The organism is Streptomyces sp. NPDC032161, assembly GCF_040636995.1.
GTDB lineage: Bacteria > Actinomycetota > Actinomycetes > Streptomycetales > Streptomycetaceae > Streptomyces.
In genome coordinates this window covers 85,034-99,581 of record NZ_JBEZVN010000012.1, presented here as the reverse complement: position 1 = coordinate 99,581, position 14,548 = coordinate 85,034, and the positions used below count along the sequence as shown (strand labels likewise).

General features: G+C 72.4%; 13 protein-coding genes. 3 read left to right on the top strand and 10 right to left on the bottom strand.

Annotated elements, in window-relative coordinates:
- Nucleotides 1–7: 7 nt before the first annotated feature.
- Genes AB0E67_RS21840 through AB0E67_RS21825 form a run of 4 tightly spaced genes read right to left on the bottom strand, consistent with a single transcriptional unit; the run spans nucleotide 8 to nucleotide 6,043 of the window.
- Entirely contained in the window at nucleotides 8–904 is an 897-nt protein-coding gene (locus AB0E67_RS21840) for a carbohydrate ABC transporter permease (RefSeq protein ID WP_362029252.1), read from the bottom strand.
- On the bottom strand, nucleotides 901–1,860 hold the full coding sequence (locus AB0E67_RS21835; RefSeq protein WP_362029249.1) for a sugar ABC transporter permease: 960 nt from the start codon (nucleotides 1,858–1,860) through the stop codon (nucleotides 901–903). Before AB0E67_RS21835 ends, AB0E67_RS21840 begins: the two co-directional genes overlap by 4 nt.
- Nucleotides 1,857–3,164, bottom strand: a complete 1,308-nt coding sequence (locus AB0E67_RS21830) for an extracellular solute-binding protein (protein WP_362029247.1) — start codon at nucleotides 3,162–3,164, stop codon at nucleotides 1,857–1,859. Before AB0E67_RS21830 ends, AB0E67_RS21835 begins: the two co-directional genes overlap by 4 nt.
- Nucleotides 3,161–6,043 carry a family 78 glycoside hydrolase catalytic domain gene (locus AB0E67_RS21825; RefSeq protein ID WP_362029244.1) on the bottom strand — a complete coding sequence of 961 codons (2,883 nt, stop codon included), beginning with the start codon at nucleotides 6,041–6,043 and terminating at the stop codon, nucleotides 3,161–3,163. The genes AB0E67_RS21830 and AB0E67_RS21825 overlap by 4 nt, the downstream gene beginning before the upstream one ends.
- A gap of 308 nt (nucleotides 6,044–6,351) precedes the next feature.
- Here AB0E67_RS21825 and AB0E67_RS21820 point away from each other — a divergent pair, with 308 nt between their 5' ends.
- Both AB0E67_RS21820 and AB0E67_RS21815 read left to right on the top strand, forming a co-directional pair.
- The gene (locus tag AB0E67_RS21820; protein WP_362029241.1) at nucleotides 6,352–7,956 is read left to right on the top strand and encodes an alkaline phosphatase D family protein; all 1,605 of its coding nucleotides are present in this window, start codon (nucleotides 6,352–6,354) and stop codon (nucleotides 7,954–7,956) included.
- A 248-nt stretch (nucleotides 7,957–8,204) separates the two neighbouring features.
- Nucleotides 8,205–8,600, top strand: a complete 396-nt coding sequence (locus AB0E67_RS21815) for an SSI family serine proteinase inhibitor (RefSeq protein ID WP_362029239.1) — start codon at nucleotides 8,205–8,207, stop codon at nucleotides 8,598–8,600.
- Nucleotides 8,601–8,653: 53 nt separating this feature from the next.
- Here the strand turns inward: AB0E67_RS21815 and AB0E67_RS21810 are convergent, their stop codons facing one another.
- The 5 genes from AB0E67_RS21810 to AB0E67_RS21790 all read right to left on the bottom strand — a co-directional run bounded on the left by AB0E67_RS21810 (nucleotide 8,654) and on the right by AB0E67_RS21790 (nucleotide 13,114).
- Complete coding sequence (locus tag AB0E67_RS21810; RefSeq protein WP_362029236.1) at nucleotides 8,654–8,812, bottom strand: hypothetical protein; 159 nt, start codon at nucleotides 8,810–8,812, stop codon at nucleotides 8,654–8,656.
- A 66-nt stretch (nucleotides 8,813–8,878) separates the two neighbouring features.
- On the bottom strand, nucleotides 8,879–9,829 hold the full coding sequence (locus AB0E67_RS21805) for a cytochrome c oxidase assembly protein (RefSeq protein ID WP_362029234.1): 951 nt from the start codon (nucleotides 9,827–9,829) through the stop codon (nucleotides 8,879–8,881).
- Nucleotides 9,830–9,943: 114 nt separating this feature from the next.
- On the bottom strand, nucleotides 9,944–10,969 hold the full coding sequence (locus AB0E67_RS21800) for a 6-phosphofructokinase (RefSeq protein ID WP_362029231.1): 1,026 nt from the start codon (nucleotides 10,967–10,969) through the stop codon (nucleotides 9,944–9,946).
- A gap of 143 nt (nucleotides 10,970–11,112) precedes the next feature.
- Complete coding sequence (locus tag AB0E67_RS21795; RefSeq protein ID WP_362029228.1) at nucleotides 11,113–11,841, bottom strand: glutamine amidotransferase; 729 nt, start codon at nucleotides 11,839–11,841, stop codon at nucleotides 11,113–11,115.
- 34 nt (nucleotides 11,842–11,875) lie between these two features.
- Nucleotides 11,876–13,114: a MurT ligase domain-containing protein gene (locus AB0E67_RS21790; protein ID WP_351516510.1), complete on the bottom strand. Its 1,239-nt coding sequence runs from the start codon at nucleotides 13,112–13,114 to the stop codon at nucleotides 11,876–11,878.
- Between the two features lie 105 nt (nucleotides 13,115–13,219).
- On the opposite strand from AB0E67_RS21790, the gene def reads away from it, so the two are divergent.
- Complete coding sequence (def, locus tag AB0E67_RS21785) at nucleotides 13,220–13,774, top strand: peptide deformylase (protein WP_362029225.1); 555 nt, start codon at nucleotides 13,220–13,222, stop codon at nucleotides 13,772–13,774.
- Between the two features lie 54 nt (nucleotides 13,775–13,828).
- On the opposite strand, the gene AB0E67_RS21780 is transcribed toward def, so the two are convergent.
- Entirely contained in the window at nucleotides 13,829–14,479 is a 651-nt protein-coding gene (locus AB0E67_RS21780; RefSeq protein ID WP_362029222.1) for a TetR family transcriptional regulator, read from the bottom strand.
- Nucleotides 14,480–14,548: the final 69 nt, after the last annotated feature.

Here is a 14,548-nt window from a genome sequence, read left to right as displayed (position 1 = left end):
GTCCCCCTCAGCCCTTGAGACCGCCCGTGAATCCCTTGATCACATAGCGCTGGAGGAGCGCGAACACCACCAGGACCGGCAGCGCGGCCAGCACGAGTCCGGCGAAGACGAGCCCGTAGTCGGAGACGTACTGGCCGACGAAGGCGAACACCCGCACGGGCACGGTCTCCTTGTCGGAACCGCCCAGATACAGCAGCGGGGTGAAGAAGTCGTTCCAGACGAACACGGCGTTCAGAATGATCACTGTGCCGGTCACGGGGCGCAGCAGGGGGAAGACGACCCGCGTGAACGCCTGGCGGTGGTCGCATCCGTCGATGAGCGCCGCCTGCGCGTAGTCCGACGGCAGGGCCCGGATGAATCCGGTGTACAGGAAGACGGTGAACGGCAGTTGGATGCCCGTGTAGAAGAGCACCATGCCCTGGTACGTGCCGAGCCAGCCCAGGCCGTCGACGAGTTCGTAGAGCGGGATCATGCCCAGTTGGAACGGCAGCACGATGCCGAGCAGGAAGAGGACGTACAGTCCGTGGCCGACGCCGCGGGCGCGGCGCGCGAGGAAGCAGGCCGCGGTGGAGCCCAGGACGACGAGGAGCAGCAGGCTCGTGGCGGTGATGACCGTGCTGTTGACCAGGGCCGGGCCGAGCGACGCGGAGGACCAGGCGTCGCCGAAGTTGGCGAGCGTGGGCGGCGAGGGCGGGGCGAGTGGCGAGTCCGCGATCTGCCGGGGGTCCTTCAGCGCCAGGGTGACCAGCGCGTACACCGGGAACAGGAACACGACGGCGACGGCCGCCATGACGAGTTCCAGGGCGTAGGGCCCGTATCCGCGCCGGGAGGCGGCCCGGTTCCGGTTCCGGTGCCCGCGGCCGGGACGCGCCTTCACGGGCGGTGGGGTCGGCGTGGCGTTCACGCGGTGACCTCCCTCGCGCGCAGGGCCCGGAGCTGGACCAGCGAGACCGCGGCGACGAACAGGGCGAGGACCAGGGCCACGGCGGTGCTGTAGCCGAACTTGCCGTAGACGAACGCCTCCTTGTACAGCACGGTCGACAGGGTCTCGCTGGCCGTGCCGGGGCCGCCGTTGGTGGCGGCGTAGACCTGGTCGAAGAGTTTGAGCCCGCCGATGGTCGACAGCATCACGTTGATGGTCAGGGCCGGTGCCAGCAGGGGCCAGGTGACGTGGCGGAAACGCTGCCAGGCACCGGCGCCGTCGATGCGCGCGGCCTCGTGGAGTTCGGCGGGCACGCCCTGGAGCCCGGCGAGGAAGACGACCATCGAGTACCCGGCGTACTGCCACACGACCATGGCCGCGACGGACCACAGGGCGAGGGAGGGATCGCCCAGCCAGTCCTGGCGCAGCCCGCCGAGCCCGACCGCCCCCAGAAGGCCGTTGAGACCGGCGCCGTTCTCCGGGTTGTAGACGTGCTTCCACAGGATCGCGACCATGACGGGGCTGACGACTGCCGGTGCGAAGAAGACCAGCCGCAGCACGGCACGGGACCTGAGGCGGGCGTGGACGCCCAGCGCGAGCAGCAGTCCGATGCCGTTCTGGACGACGACCACGGCGACGGTGAGCAGCAGGGTGTTGCCGACGGACCCCAGCGCGCGCTCGTCGTCGAGCAGGGTGCGGAAGTTGTCCAGGCCGGTGAACGAGAAGCCGCCGATGCCGGACCAGTCGGTGAAGGCGTACATCACCCCGGCCAGGCTCGGGTACAGCACGACGACGCCGTACACGACGAGCGCCGGGACCACGAACCGCCAGGGCGGGGCGGTGTGGTCGTGCTGCCGGGCCGGGCGGACACCGGGGCGCGGCCCGGCACCGGACCGGCCGGTGGCGGCGGGCGCAGACCGCTCGAACGTGCCCGTCACGGCGTCTTCCCGTACGCCTCGTCCATCCGTCCCAGGGCGCCGTCGACGTCCGTCTTTCCCGCGAGGAGGTCCTGCACGGCGGCGAAGTGGGCGGGCTGCACCTCGGGGTTGGGCCAGTTCTGGTCCATGAACGGGACCGCCCGGCCGGCGTCGATGAGCGGCAGGAACTCCCCGAGCACGGGATCGACGCGGGTGGAGGGGCCGCGTCGGAACGGGATCGCGGCCACGGAACGTGCCCAGCGGTCGACGTTCTCCTGCCGGCCCAGGAACTCGACGAACGCCTTCGCCGACGCCGTTCTCCGGGAGTGCGCGGAGACGCCGAGGCCGACGACGACGCCCGCCGGGATCCACTGGTCCGCCGCGTCGTCGTTGCCGGGGAACGGGAACATGCCGAGGTCGTCCGGTGTTCTGGCGGCCTGACGGAAGCCGGCGAGCACGGCGGAGACCTGCACGGCCATCGCCGCCTTCCCGCCCGCGACCATCGCGGTCTGCTGCTCGTAGGTCGTGCCGTTGGGGTTGGCGTTGAAGAAGCCGCGGCGCTGCAGCTCCTGGTACCTGCCCAGCGCGTCGGCCCACCCGGAGCCGCGGAAGTGTGCCCGCCCCGCGGCCATGTCGGCGTCGAAGCGGGGGTTCTTCGCGTGGACGGCGTTGGGCACCAGGGCGTACGTGATCAGCTGGGTGACCCAGGGCGTCTGCGCGCCGAGAGCGATCGGGACCACGCCCCGCGCCTTCAGCCTGGCGCACACGTCGAGGAGTTCGCTCCAGGTCCGGGGCGGTTCGACGCCCGCCTCGGCGAAGACCCGCTTGTTGTGGATGGCGCCGATGACACTGCTTCCCGCCGAGTACAGGTACGTCCTGCCCTCGCGCCGGTACGCGGAGCGGAAGTTCTCCGGGACCTCCTCGGCCCACGGCTGGCCGCTGAGGTCGGCGAGCAGGCCGGCGCGGGCCAGTTCGGCCATCGACATGGCGCTGCCGCTGCCGGGGTAGAGCACGTGGACATCGGGGGCGTTGCCCCCGGCGAGCCTTGTGCGCACCAGCGTCTGCACCTGGTCCGTGGGCGCGAAGGAGGTCGTGAACCGGGCGCCGGGGTGGGAGGCGCGGTACCGTCCGACCATCTCCTCCAAGGGCTTCTGCTGGTCGGCGACGCCCACCACGCGCAGCTGTCCGGAGCCGTCGTCCGAGGAGGAACAGGCCGTCAGCACGGGCGGAAGCGCCGCGAGCGCCGCGAGCGAGCCACCGGCCCGGAGGAACCCCCGGCGGCCGAACGCGCCCCGGTCGGGCCGGTCCTGGGAACCCGTCGTCATGGTGTGTCCTCCTCGTGCGAACGGGCGGGCGGAGGTGCTGGTGCGGGGCGGACCGGGGCGGGGCCGGCGTGCGGGTCCGGCGGCGGAAAGGCGGCGGTGAAGCGGTAGACGCCCGAGGACACCCGGTACAGGACGTGGTCCGCGGCCGACGCGAGCTCGGTGACGTGGGCGTCGTCGGCCGCCGGCACCGCTCCCGACTCCCGGACCGAGCGGGGGTCCGTGGTGGGCACGTACACGTCGGCGGTGGAGCCGGGCGGCACCAGGACGCACAGGGAGATCCGGCCGCCGTCGCGCTCCCAGCCCACCTCGATCGTGCCGCGCACCGACTCGTGACGGGCCCGTGCGTGACGCAGGGGGCCGGGCCGTGGTCTGATCCGCAGGTGCCGGTAACCGGTCGAGTCCGGTGCCTGGTCGAGCCCCGCGACACCGCGGTACAGCCACTCGTCGATCGAACCGAGCGCGTAGTGGTTGAAGGAGTTCATCGACGGCGCCCGGAAGCCCGCGTCCGGGGTCCACCCGTCCCAGCGCTCCCAGACGGTGGTGGCGCCGTGCCGCAGCGGGAACCGCCACGACGGGACCTCGTCGCGCAGCAGGAGCGCGTGGGCGAGGTCTGCCCGTCCGTGCGCGTCGAGGACGGGCGCGGCGAGCGCGACCCCGAGGAACCCGGTCAGCAGGGCGGGCCCCGCGGCCTCCACGAGTTCGGCGAGCCGGTCCGCGACCCCGTCGACGAGGTCGGGGGGCACCAGGTCGAAGGCGAGCGCGAGGAGACAGCCGGTCTGGGTGTCCCCGGCGACGCGTACCGTCGGCCGGCCGCCGCCCGGGGAGTGCGCGACGGTGACGAAGCGCTTCGTGAACGTGGCGCGGACGGCGTCGGCCAGCCGGTGGTGGCGGGCCGCGACCTCCTCGCGGCCCAGGACGCCCGCGGCCCGGGCGGTCAGCCGGGCACTGTGCGCGAAGTACGCCGTGGCGACGACGTCGCGGGGGGTGGGGGTGCCGGGGGCGAGCCAGTCGGAGAAGTGCGGGCCCACCCGACCGCGCCAGACCAGATCCGGGTTGTGACGGCGGATCAGCTCCACCCAGGCGCACATGCCGTCCAGCGCGCGGGACAGGAACCGGTCGTCGTCGTAGACCCGGTGGAGGTGCCACGGAATGATCACCCCGGCGTCGCCCCAGCCGGGCGCCCCCTCGTCCGCGACCCCGGCCAGGCGCGGGGCCACGTTGCCGAACCCGCCGTCGGGGGTGCGGGCGTCGTCCACGTCGCGCAGCCACTTGGTGAAGAACGCGGCCACGTCCGCGTTGAGCGCGGCCGTCGGCAGGAACACCTGCGCGTCGGCCATCCAGCCGAGCCGCTCGTCGCGCTGCGGACAGTCCGTGGGTACGCTCACGAAGTTCGAGCGCTGCCCCCACACCACACAGTCGTGGAGCCGCCGCAGTTCGGGGTCCGAGCAGTCGAACTCCCCGGCCCACGGCGTGTCGCTGTGCAGGGCCACGGCGACGACGTCGTCGGCGGCGAGTTCCGGCAGCCCGCGGATCTCGGCGTAACGGAACCCGTGATACGTGAAACGCGGCTCGAACACGATGTCCCGGCGGCCGTCCCCGACGAGCACGTCGGTCGCGGCGGCGGTGCGCAGATTCGCCGTGTAGAGCCCGCCCGACCCGTCCAGCGCCTCGGCATGGCGGACCACCACCCGTGCGCCGGCGGCCAGTTCACCGATCCGCAGCCGCACCCGGCCCGCGAGGTTCTGCCCGAAGTCGACCACGTGCGTGTCGGGGGAGAGGCGGGTGACCGCGCGCGGGCCGAGCCGGGCCGTCGCCCGGACGGGCTCGTCGACGGACGCAACGAGCAGCCGGTGGTCGGTCTCCGTGACCAGCGCCGGTGACCAGCCGGAGTCGTCGAAGCCGGGCAGCTCCCAGCCCTCGGCCGCGTACCGCAGGTCGTGGCACTCGCCCATCAGCAGGTCCGCGTGACGCACGGCTCCGGTCCCGGTGCGCCAGGTGCCGTCGGTGACGACGGCGTTGCTCCGGCCGTCCGCTCCGGTGAGGTGGAGTTCGGCCAGGAACTGGGGGAACGAGCCGTAATGGGCTCCGGCCCTGCGCGGCTCGAAGCCGACGAACCCGCTCCACCAGCCGTCGGCGAGGGTCGCCGAGAGCACGTTCTCGCCGTCCCGCAGCAGGGCGGTGACGTCGTAGGTCTGGTACTGGACGCGGCGGTTGTAGTCGGTCCAGCCGGGCGCGAGTTCGGCGTCCCCGATCCGTGCCCCGTTGAGCCGGACCTCGTACAGACCGCGGGCAGTGACATGGAGCCGGGCGCGTGCGACGGCCGGGGCGGTGAAGGCGCGCCGCAACAGGGGGCACGGTGCGAGCCCGTGGCTGTCGAGCGCGAGGGAGCCCTCGGTGGGGGCGTCCATCACGGCGACCGGACGCGGGTCGTGGGCGATCCAGGAGGCACGCCAGGGCGCGCCGCCGAGAAAGGCGGTCTCGAACCAGGACGTGGCGTCGACGGGCCGTGCCGCGCGGGCGGTCCAGACGGACACCCGCCAGTGGTAGCGGGTGTGTTCCCGCAGGGCGGGCCCCGCGTACTCGACGGCGATCGCGCCGTCGTCCGTCACCCGGCCGGTGTCCCACCGCAGATGCTGGTCCCGGTCCAGGTCCGCGAGGTGTTCGGCGACCCGGACCCGGTGGGCCACGGGGTCGTCGCCGCGCAGCCCGGACGCCGACCGCCAGGACAGCCGCGGTGACGGTTCGTCGATTCCCAGCGGCGTGGTGCGGTGCTCGCACCGCAGACCGGACAGTCCGAGGGGCCGTGGCCCGGGGTGCTCCTCGGGGCCGCCTCCGGCGGAGCGCGGAACGGGCGCGTCCACTGCCGAGGAACCGGACACGAGCACGTCCTTCCGTCGCCCCGAGTTTCCCGATGTGAAATCTAACGGCCATTCTGTGGCGTGGAGACTAGGAGCACCTCAAAGAGGTGTCAAGAGTATGCTTCGGCCCTGCCCCGGACGCCCCGTCACCTGGTCGAACGGCGCCCAACTGTCCTTCGCCGAAGGGCATTGTGCCCCCCGCGTGCGGTCTTGTGGCGGTTGATCCCGTGTGATATCCAGCGTGTGATTACCACATGGGTGGACGTGAAATCACGCGCCGATCCCACCTCGTACCGGACGGGATCCCGCCCGACGAAGGGACGAGTTTCATGCGTATGAACAGCGGGACGGGCGGCACCAGGGGGCTCGGGAGGCGGGCGATGCTCGGCGGAACGGCCGGCATGGCTCTCGCCGCGGCCGGGCTGACCGCGTCCGACGCGTGGGGCGACACGCCCTTCCGGGACGACCCGTTCGCCCTGGGAGTGGCCTCCGGCGACCCCTGGCCGGACGGGGTGGTGCTGTGGACGCGCCTGGCGCCCCGGCCCCTGACCCCCGACGGGACCGGTGGCATGCCCCCGCGATCCGTCGACGTCCAATGGGAGGTCGCCCAGGACGAACGCTTCCGGACCGTCGTGCGCCGGGGGAGCACGCGGGCGGTGCCCGAACTCGCCCACTCCGTCCACATCGAGGTCTCCGGACTGCGACCGGGGCGGCACTACTACTACCGCTTCCGTGCCGGCGGAGTGCTGAGCCCCGTCGGCCGCACCCGCACCGCGCCCGCGCCGGACGGCCGCCCCAAGGAACTCGGCTTCGCCTTCGTCTCCTGCCAGGCGTGGTTCGAGGGCTTCTACACCGCCTACCGGCACCTCGCCGCGGAGGACGTCGATCTGGTCCTGCACCTCGGCGACTACATCTACGAGAACCCCATCGACGCCATGGGCGGCGTGCGCGGCGTCCCCGTGGCCGCCGAACTGCGCCCCGAGCCGACGACCCTCGTGGAGTACCGCAACCGCCACGCCCTGCACCGCTTCGACCCCGACCTCATGGCCGCCCACCGGGCCCATCCGTTCGCCCTCGTCTGGGACGACCACGAGGTGGAGGACAACTGGGCGCGGGACCGGTCGAAGGCCGACGACGAACCCGACCAGGACCCGGCGGTCTTCCGGCGGCGCGCGGCGGCGGCCTTCCAGGCGTACTACGAACATCTGCCGCTGAGGCTGGGGAACAGGCCGAACGGCTTCGAGGCCCGGATGTACCGCCGCCTGCGCTACGGCCGGATGGCCACCTTCCACATCCTCGACACCAGGCTCTTCCGCGACGACCAGCCCTGCGGTGACGGCACCAGGAGCGGCTGTGCGGAGCGGCTGGCACCCGGCCGGACCGTCCTCGGCCCGGAGCAGGAACAGTGGCTGTACCGGGGCCTCGGCCGCTCCGACACCACCTGGAACATGATCTCCCAGCAGATCCCGGTGTCCCAGGTCGACACCGATCCCGGCCCCGGCCAGTCGTTCGTGATGGACTTCTGGGACGGCTACGTCGACGCGCGCAGGCGGCTGTTCAAGGAGATCACCGACCGTTCCGTGAACAACCCCGTCGTGCTCACCGGCGACATGCACCGCCACCTCGCCGCAGATCTCAAGCGCGACTTCGACGACCCGGAATCACCCACGCTCGGTGTCGAGTTCGTCGGCTCGTCCATCTCCACCTCGAAGGACGGCATGGACCTCGACCCGTCCGGCGCCCGGCTCCTCGCCGCGAACGAGCACATCAGGTTCACCAACTTCCAGCGTGGCTACGTGCGCTGCTCGCTCACCCAGGAGCGGTGCCGGGCCGACTTCCGGGTGCTCCCGTACGTCACCACACCCGGTGCCCCCGTCTCGACCAGGCTCTCGCTCGTGACCGAGGCGGGCCGCCCCGGGGTCCGTCCCGCCTGACGGGGACACCGGAGTCTCCTGCCGGGGGAGCCTGCGCGGGCGTCGGCACCGCACGGTGACGCGGGCCGCCTGGTACTCCGTCCGGGCGCACGGCCCGCTCCGGACGGGGCACCGATGGCGCGGCGCCTTGTCCGGGCCAACCCCCACGAGCACCATGCGGGGGTTCCCCGACGGCCGCGCGCCCGGTCCGTCCAGGACACGCCCGGCCCGTCCGGGGACGGCCGTACCCCCGCCACAGGAGAACCCCGATGCGTCTGCGCACCGTACTCGCCACCGCCGCACTGCTCACCCTCACCGCCGCTGCCCCCGCAGTGGCCGCCCCGCCCGGGGAGCCGGTGCCGAAGGGAAACCTCCTCCTCACCGTCTCGGGCGGCGGGAACACCTGGATCAGGGGCGTCCGACTGCTCTGCCCGCCGACGCCCGGCACCCACCACCCCCACGCGGTCGCCGCCTGCGCGGACCTCGCGGCGGCGGACGGCGATCTCGACGCCCTGCCCGGCGACCCGCACCTGTGCACCAAGGAGTCCGACCCGGTGACGGCCGAGGCCACCGGCACCTGGGACGGGCGCCGCGTCTCCTGGCGCCGGACCTTCCCCAACCCCTGCGAGATGGACGTCGCCACCGGGCCCGTCTTCCGCTTCTGAACCGGATCGACCGCCCGCCGCCCTCCGGGCAGGCGTGCCCGGAGGGCGGCGGCTCAGGACCGGCGCGTCGCGGCCATCCCCAGGGTGATCAGCCCGAGCACCACCCAGCCGAACCAGAGCCAGCCGCTGCTCCCCAGCGCCACCGTGTACGCGGTGACCACCACCAGGGCGACCATGGTGATCACGCCCATGGACTTCGTGGACCCGGACATGTCCGCACCCTCCTCACCGGCCACGCGGCCGTGGGTGCCATCGTCACCCCGGAGGCGGGCCCGCCGCTACCGGCCGCGCGTCTGCAAGGAGGCGAGATAGGCGTTGTACGCCTGAAGCTCCCGGTCGCCGTTGCGCTCCTCCGAGCGGTCGGAACGCTTCGCCGCCCGCTGCTCGGAGCGGTACCACTGGAAGACCAGCGCGATCAGCACCAGCACCGAGGGAATCTCGCTGAACGCCCAGGCGATGCCTCCCGCCGCGCTCTGGTCGCTCAGCGCGTCGATGCCGAGCGAGGCCGGAGGGTGCTCGTACGTGTCGACCATCGGCGTCGTGGCCATCATCAGCGCGATGCCGAAGAACGCGTGGAACGGCATTCCCGCGAACAGCTCCAGCATCCGCATCACGTACCCCGGCCGGTGCGGACCCGGGTCCACGCCCATGATCGGCCAGAAGAACACCAGGCCGACCGCGAGGAAGTGCACCATCATCGCGATGTGCCCGGTCTTCGACTCCATCAGGAAGTCGAACAGCGGAGTGAAGTACAGCGCGTAAAGGCTGGCGATGAACATCGGGATCGTGAAGACGGGATGCGTGATGACCCTCATGTACCGGCTGTGCAGCAGCATGAGCAGCAGCTCGCGCGGGCCGGTACGGCCGCGGCCCGCGACCGGCAGCGCGCGCAGCGCCAGGGTCACCGGGGCTCCCAGCAGCACCAGGATCGGCGACAGCATGCTGATCACCATGTGCTGCACCATGTGCACGCTGAACATGACCATGCCGTAGTCGTTGAGCTTGGTGCACATCACCAGGGCGATGCTCAGCACGCCCACGAAGAAGAAGACCGTCCGCCCCACCGGCCAGGCGTCCCCGCGCCCGCGCAGCCGCAGCACGCCGTACCCGTACAGGCCGAGTGCGAGAAGGCAGCCGATGAGGAAGAACGCGTCGGGGGAGAACTGGAGCCCCCGTTCCAGCGTGAACGGCGGCAGATCCATGTTCATGCCGTGCCCGCTGTGATCCATCTGTTCACTCCCGCTGTGGACGTCCCCGATACGCGCCGGTTGTCCCGACCAGAGTAGAACCGCCCCCGGTCACGGCTGCGACCGGGGGCTGTTGTGCGGGGCGGGGGGAGGAGGTCAGAGCACGCACTCGGCCTCTGCGTACCGCTCGGCCGGGACCGTCTTCAGCGTCTCGACGGCCCGCGCCAGCGGCACCATCGTGATGTCCGTGCCCCGCAGCGCCGTCATCATCCCGAACTCGCCGCGATGCGCCGCCTCCACCGCGTGCCAGCCGAAACGGGTCGCGAGCACACGGTCGTACGCCGTCGGGGTGCCGCCGCGCTGCACATGACCGAGGATCACCGGGCGGGCCTCCTTGCCCAGACGCTGCTCCAGCTCGGTGGAGAGCTGCGTCGCCACACCGGCGAACCGCTCGTGCCCGTAGATGTCCTTGGAGCCCTGCTCGAACTGCATGGAGCCCTCGCGCGGCTTGGCGCCCTCCGCGACGACGACGATCGCGAACTTCTTGCCGGCCGAGAAGCGCTTGCCGACCACCTGGGTCAGCTCGTCGATGTCGAAGGGCCGCTCCGGCACGACGATGGCGTGCGCCCCGGCCGCCATGCCCGAGTGCAGGGCGATCCAGCCGGTGTGGCGGCCCATGACCTCGACGATCAGCACCCGCTGGTGCGATTCCGCGGTGGTCTTGAGCCGGTCGAGTGCCTCGGTGGCCACACCGACAGCGGTGTCGAAGCCGAAGGTCACGTCGGTGGCGGCGATGTCGTTGTCGATGGTCTTGGGGACGCCGACGATCGGCAGGCCCGCCTCGGAGAGCAGATGGGCCGCCTTCAGCGTGCCCTCGCCGCCGATCGGGATGATCACGTCGAGACCGAGGTCGGCGACGTGCCCCCTGGCCTGCTCGACGCCGCCGCGCAGATGGGCGGGCTGGACCCGGGAGGAACCGAGGATCGTGCCGCCGCGGGCGAGGATGCCGGCGACCGAGTCGAGGTCGAGCTTGCGGTAGTCGCACTCCAGGAGGCCCTTCCACCCGTCGTGGAAGCCGATGACCTCGTCGCCGTGGTCGACCACCGCGCGGTGCACGACGGAACGGATGACGGCGTTCAGGCCGGGGCAGTCGCCGCCGGAGGTGAGTACACCAATTCGCATTGCCCGGGAAACCTTTGCAACGTGGGCCGACGACCGGACCCCGTCGTCCGGTTGGATGCCCGCCACCCTACCGGCGCGGGGTGGCGGGACCGAACCGGGCGTCCGCCTGCTGGACGCCGCTCAGCTGAGCGAAAAGTGCCTCATCAGGCGGGCTGGGTCGCCGAGGCGATGCGCTCGGCGCGCAGCGCCTCGTACCAGCGGTCGTCCGTCGGCGGCAGGGCGTTGACATCCAGCGCCAGCTTCAGCAGGAGGTCCGCGATCAGCGGGTTGCGCGCCATCACCGGCCCGTGCATGTACGTGCCGAAGACGGTGTCGTTGTACGCGCCCTCGGTGCCGTCCCCGGTGCCGTTGCCCCGGCCGAACTGCACCCGGGCGAACGGCCGCGCCGTCGGCCCGAGGTGGGTGACGCCCTGGTGGTTCTCGAACCCGGTCAGCGGCGGCAGGCCGAGCCGCGGGTCGATGTCGGCGAGCACGTCGCCGACGCACCGGTCCCCCTCGCCGCGGGTGGAGACCACGTCGAGCAGCCCGAGGCCGGGCTCGCGCTCACCGAGGTCGTTGATGAACTCGTGGCCGAGGATCTGGTACCCGGCGCAGACCGAGAAGATGATCGCGCCGTTGGAGGCGGCCCGGTTCAGTCCGCCGTCGCGGCGCAGCCGCTCCGCGGCCAGGCGCTGCGGCCGGTCCTCGCCGCCCCCGACCAGGTAGATGTCGCCGGACGTCGGGATCGGCTGGTCGCTGCGGACGTCGACGCGCTGCACGTCGAGACCGCGCTGCCGCGCCCGGCGCTCGACCACCAGCGCATTGCCCTGGTCGCCGTAGGTGCTGAGGAGGTCCGGGTACACCCAGACGACACGCAGACCGTTGTTGCTCATGCTTCGTCCTCTCCGGAGGTGGCCGGGGCCGGGGTCAGTTGCCGACACGACGGCGCAGGTCCTGGAAGGCGGTGTAGTTGGCGATGACCTCGATACGGCCGGGCGGGGCCTGCTGCACGGCCTCGTCGAGGCTCTCGCAGACCCGGAAGTCGAGACCGGCCACCTCCAGCCGGACCGCGAGGTCCAGCTTGCGGTCGCCGAGCACGAAGATCGGGTGGCCGGCGAGCTGGGTGTAGTCCACGTCCCACAGCCAGGAGGTGTCGGTGCCGTCCGCGCCGCGGGCGTTGACGGACAGGACCACCGGCGTCGGCGGCGGCTCGATCAGGGAGAACGTCTCCAGCCAGCCGGCCGGGTTCTTCGCGAGCAGCAGCCGCAGTTCGCGGCCGAGGAACGTCACCACGTCGTAGCGGCCGGCCACGGCCTGCACCTGGTACATACGCTCCAGCGCGACCTGCGGCGGCACACCGAAGACCGCGGCCACCGCTGCCGACGTGGCCGCGTTGGCCTTGTTGGCGCGGCCGGGCAGCTGGAGGTGGATCGGCCAGGCCGAACCGTGCGGGTCCAGGACGTAGTCGCCGTGCAGGACCCAGCTGGGGGCGGGGCGGCGGAATCCGCACTCGCCGCAGAACCAGTCGTCACCGGGGCGCTGCATCACGCCGCCGCACGACGGGCAGGACCAGGCGTCGTCCTTCCACGCCTGACCCGCCGCCACCCACACCACGTTGGGGGACGAGGACGCCGCCCAGACGATCAGCGGGTCGTCCGCGTTGGCGACGATCACGGCCTTCGAGCCGGACAGGCCCTCGCGCCACTTCTCCGCGAGCATCCGGGTCTCCGCGGCGCGGTCCAGCTGGTCGCGGGAGAGGTTGAGCAGCGCGATCACCTTGGGCGTCGTGTCGCGCGCGACTCCGGCGAGGTACTTCTCGTCGACCTCTATCACGCCGTACTGCGCGTCCGAGCCGCCCGCCAGAGCCGAGGTGATACCGGCCGGCATGTTCGCGCCGAGCGCGTTGGACACGACCGGGCCCGCGGCCCGCAGCGCCTCGGCGATCAGCCGGGTCGTCGTCGTCTTGCCGTTCGTCGCCGACACGAGGATCACGTCCAGGTGCTGCGCCAGCCGCCCCAGCAGGTCGGGGTCGAGCTTGAGCGCCACCCGGCCGCCGATCACCGATCCGCTGCCGCGCCCCGCGGCGCGCGACACCGCCGCCGCGGCCTTGCCCGCCGTCACGGCCAGCTTGGCCCGCGGCGACAGCGGCTCCGTGTTGCCTGCCATCGTCCTAGATCCTCCTTGCATCGGTCCGCGCCCAGCCTATCGATGTCCGGCCCGGACGCCGCACCTCGGCACCGCCGGGACCGGCCGGGGCGGCCGGAACGTACGATGGCCGCCATGCGAAGCCGCCCGATCCCCGGCAGTTCCGGACTGGTTCGCGCCATGAGCCTGCTCGGAGACCCGGTGCTGCATGGCGCCTGCGATCCCGTCACGGACTTCGGCCCCTCGCTCGCCCGCCTCGTCGAGGACATGTACGCCACCATGTACGCGGCAGCCGGCGTGGGGCTCGCGGCCAATCAGATCGGTGTGCCGCTGCGCGTGTTCGTCTACGACTGCCCCGACGACGAGGACGTCCGGCACCTCGGACACGTCGTCAACCCGCGTCTGGTCGAGGCGGACGGCGTCATCGTGCGCGGCCCGGAGGGCTGTCTCTCGCTCCCCGGCATCGAGGCCGACACCCCGCGCTTCGACCGGGCCGTCGTCGAGGGCGCGACCCTCGGGGGCGAGCCCGTCCGGATCACCGGGACCGGCTTCTTCGCCCGCTGCCTCCAGCACGAGTGCGACCACCTCGACGGAAGGGTCTACACCGACCGGCTCACCGGGTTGCGCCGGTCCAGGGCGCTGCGAGCGGCCCGCCGGGCACCCTGGGCGCGGGGCGGCTGACGCGGAGCGGGCGCGGACGAGCGAGCCGGGAGCGGGGTGCGGTAGGCCGCGCCCTCAGAACCCGGGGCCCCCGGGCCGGTCGTCCACGGCGGCCAGCCTGCCCCACAGCAGATCCGCCAGGCTGCGGACCAACTGTTCGCGGGAGCAGGGCCGTTCCCCCAGCCACCAGTCTCCCGCGGCGTGCATCATGCCGACGATGCCATGACCCCAGATGCGGGCCATCGCCTCGCCGTCCGGTCCCAGGTCCACCCGCTCGGCGATCACCTTGGCGAGCTCCTCGCCGAGCCTGCGCAGCAGCGGGGCGGAGTGCCGTCCGATGTCGAAGCCCCGCTCCGCCGTGGCCGCCGAGTCGTCGGAGGGGTGCATCAGGAAGCGGTAGACCTGCGGCCGGGCCTCGATGGCCGCGAGATAGGTGTCGAGCGTCGACTCCACGCGCCGGCGGCGCTCGGCGGGCGCGTCGAGCGCCGCCCGCAGGGCGATCAGCAGGGCGTCGGTGTGACGCTTGGCGAGTGCGCGGTAGAGGCCGCCCTTGTCGCCGAAGTGCCGGTAGAGGATGGGCTTGGTGATACCGGCCTCCGCCGCGATGGCGTTCATCGAGGCGCCCGGCCCGTCCCTGAGCACCACGCGGTCGGCGGCCTCCAGCAGCTCGCGGCGGCGGTTCTCGGCCGCTGTCCGTTGCCGCTCGGCCCGTCGTGTGGTCTCCATGTCGCCCTCTCCCCGCCCCCGCCGTTCCCGTGCGTCGTGCCTGCGCAACGTAACACCCCACCCTGCGGG

What these genes read in the sequence shown, in the direction of transcription:
- AB0E67_RS21805 (WP_362029234.1), bottom strand. Translation starts at nt 9,829, where the DNA reads ATGGATCACAGCGGGCACGGCATGAACATGGATCTGCCGCCGTTCACG.
- AB0E67_RS21810 (WP_362029236.1), bottom strand. Translation starts at nt 8,812, where the DNA reads ATGTCCGGGTCCACGAAGTCCATGGGCGTGATCACCATGGTCGCCCTG.
- AB0E67_RS21830 (WP_362029247.1), bottom strand. Translation starts at nt 3,164, where the DNA reads ATGACGACGGGTTCCCAGGACCGGCCCGACCGGGGCGCGTTCGGCCGC.
- AB0E67_RS21815 (WP_362029239.1), top strand. Translation starts at nt 8,205, where the DNA reads ATGCGTCTGCGCACCGTACTCGCCACCGCCGCACTGCTCACCCTCACC.
- def (WP_362029225.1), top strand. Translation starts at nt 13,220, where the DNA reads ATGGCCGCCATGCGAAGCCGCCCGATCCCCGGCAGTTCCGGACTGGTT.
- AB0E67_RS21795 (WP_362029228.1), bottom strand. Translation starts at nt 11,841, where the DNA reads ATGAGCAACAACGGTCTGCGTGTCGTCTGGGTGTACCCGGACCTCCTC.
- AB0E67_RS21800 (WP_362029231.1), bottom strand. Translation starts at nt 10,969, where the DNA reads ATGCGAATTGGTGTACTCACCTCCGGCGGCGACTGCCCCGGCCTGAAC.
- AB0E67_RS21790 (WP_351516510.1), bottom strand. Translation starts at nt 13,114, where the DNA reads ATGGCAGGCAACACGGAGCCGCTGTCGCCGCGGGCCAAGCTGGCCGTG.
- AB0E67_RS21780 (WP_362029222.1), bottom strand. Translation starts at nt 14,479, where the DNA reads ATGGAGACCACACGACGGGCCGAGCGGCAACGGACAGCGGCCGAGAAC.
- AB0E67_RS21820 (WP_362029241.1), top strand. Translation starts at nt 6,352, where the DNA reads ATGCGTATGAACAGCGGGACGGGCGGCACCAGGGGGCTCGGGAGGCGG.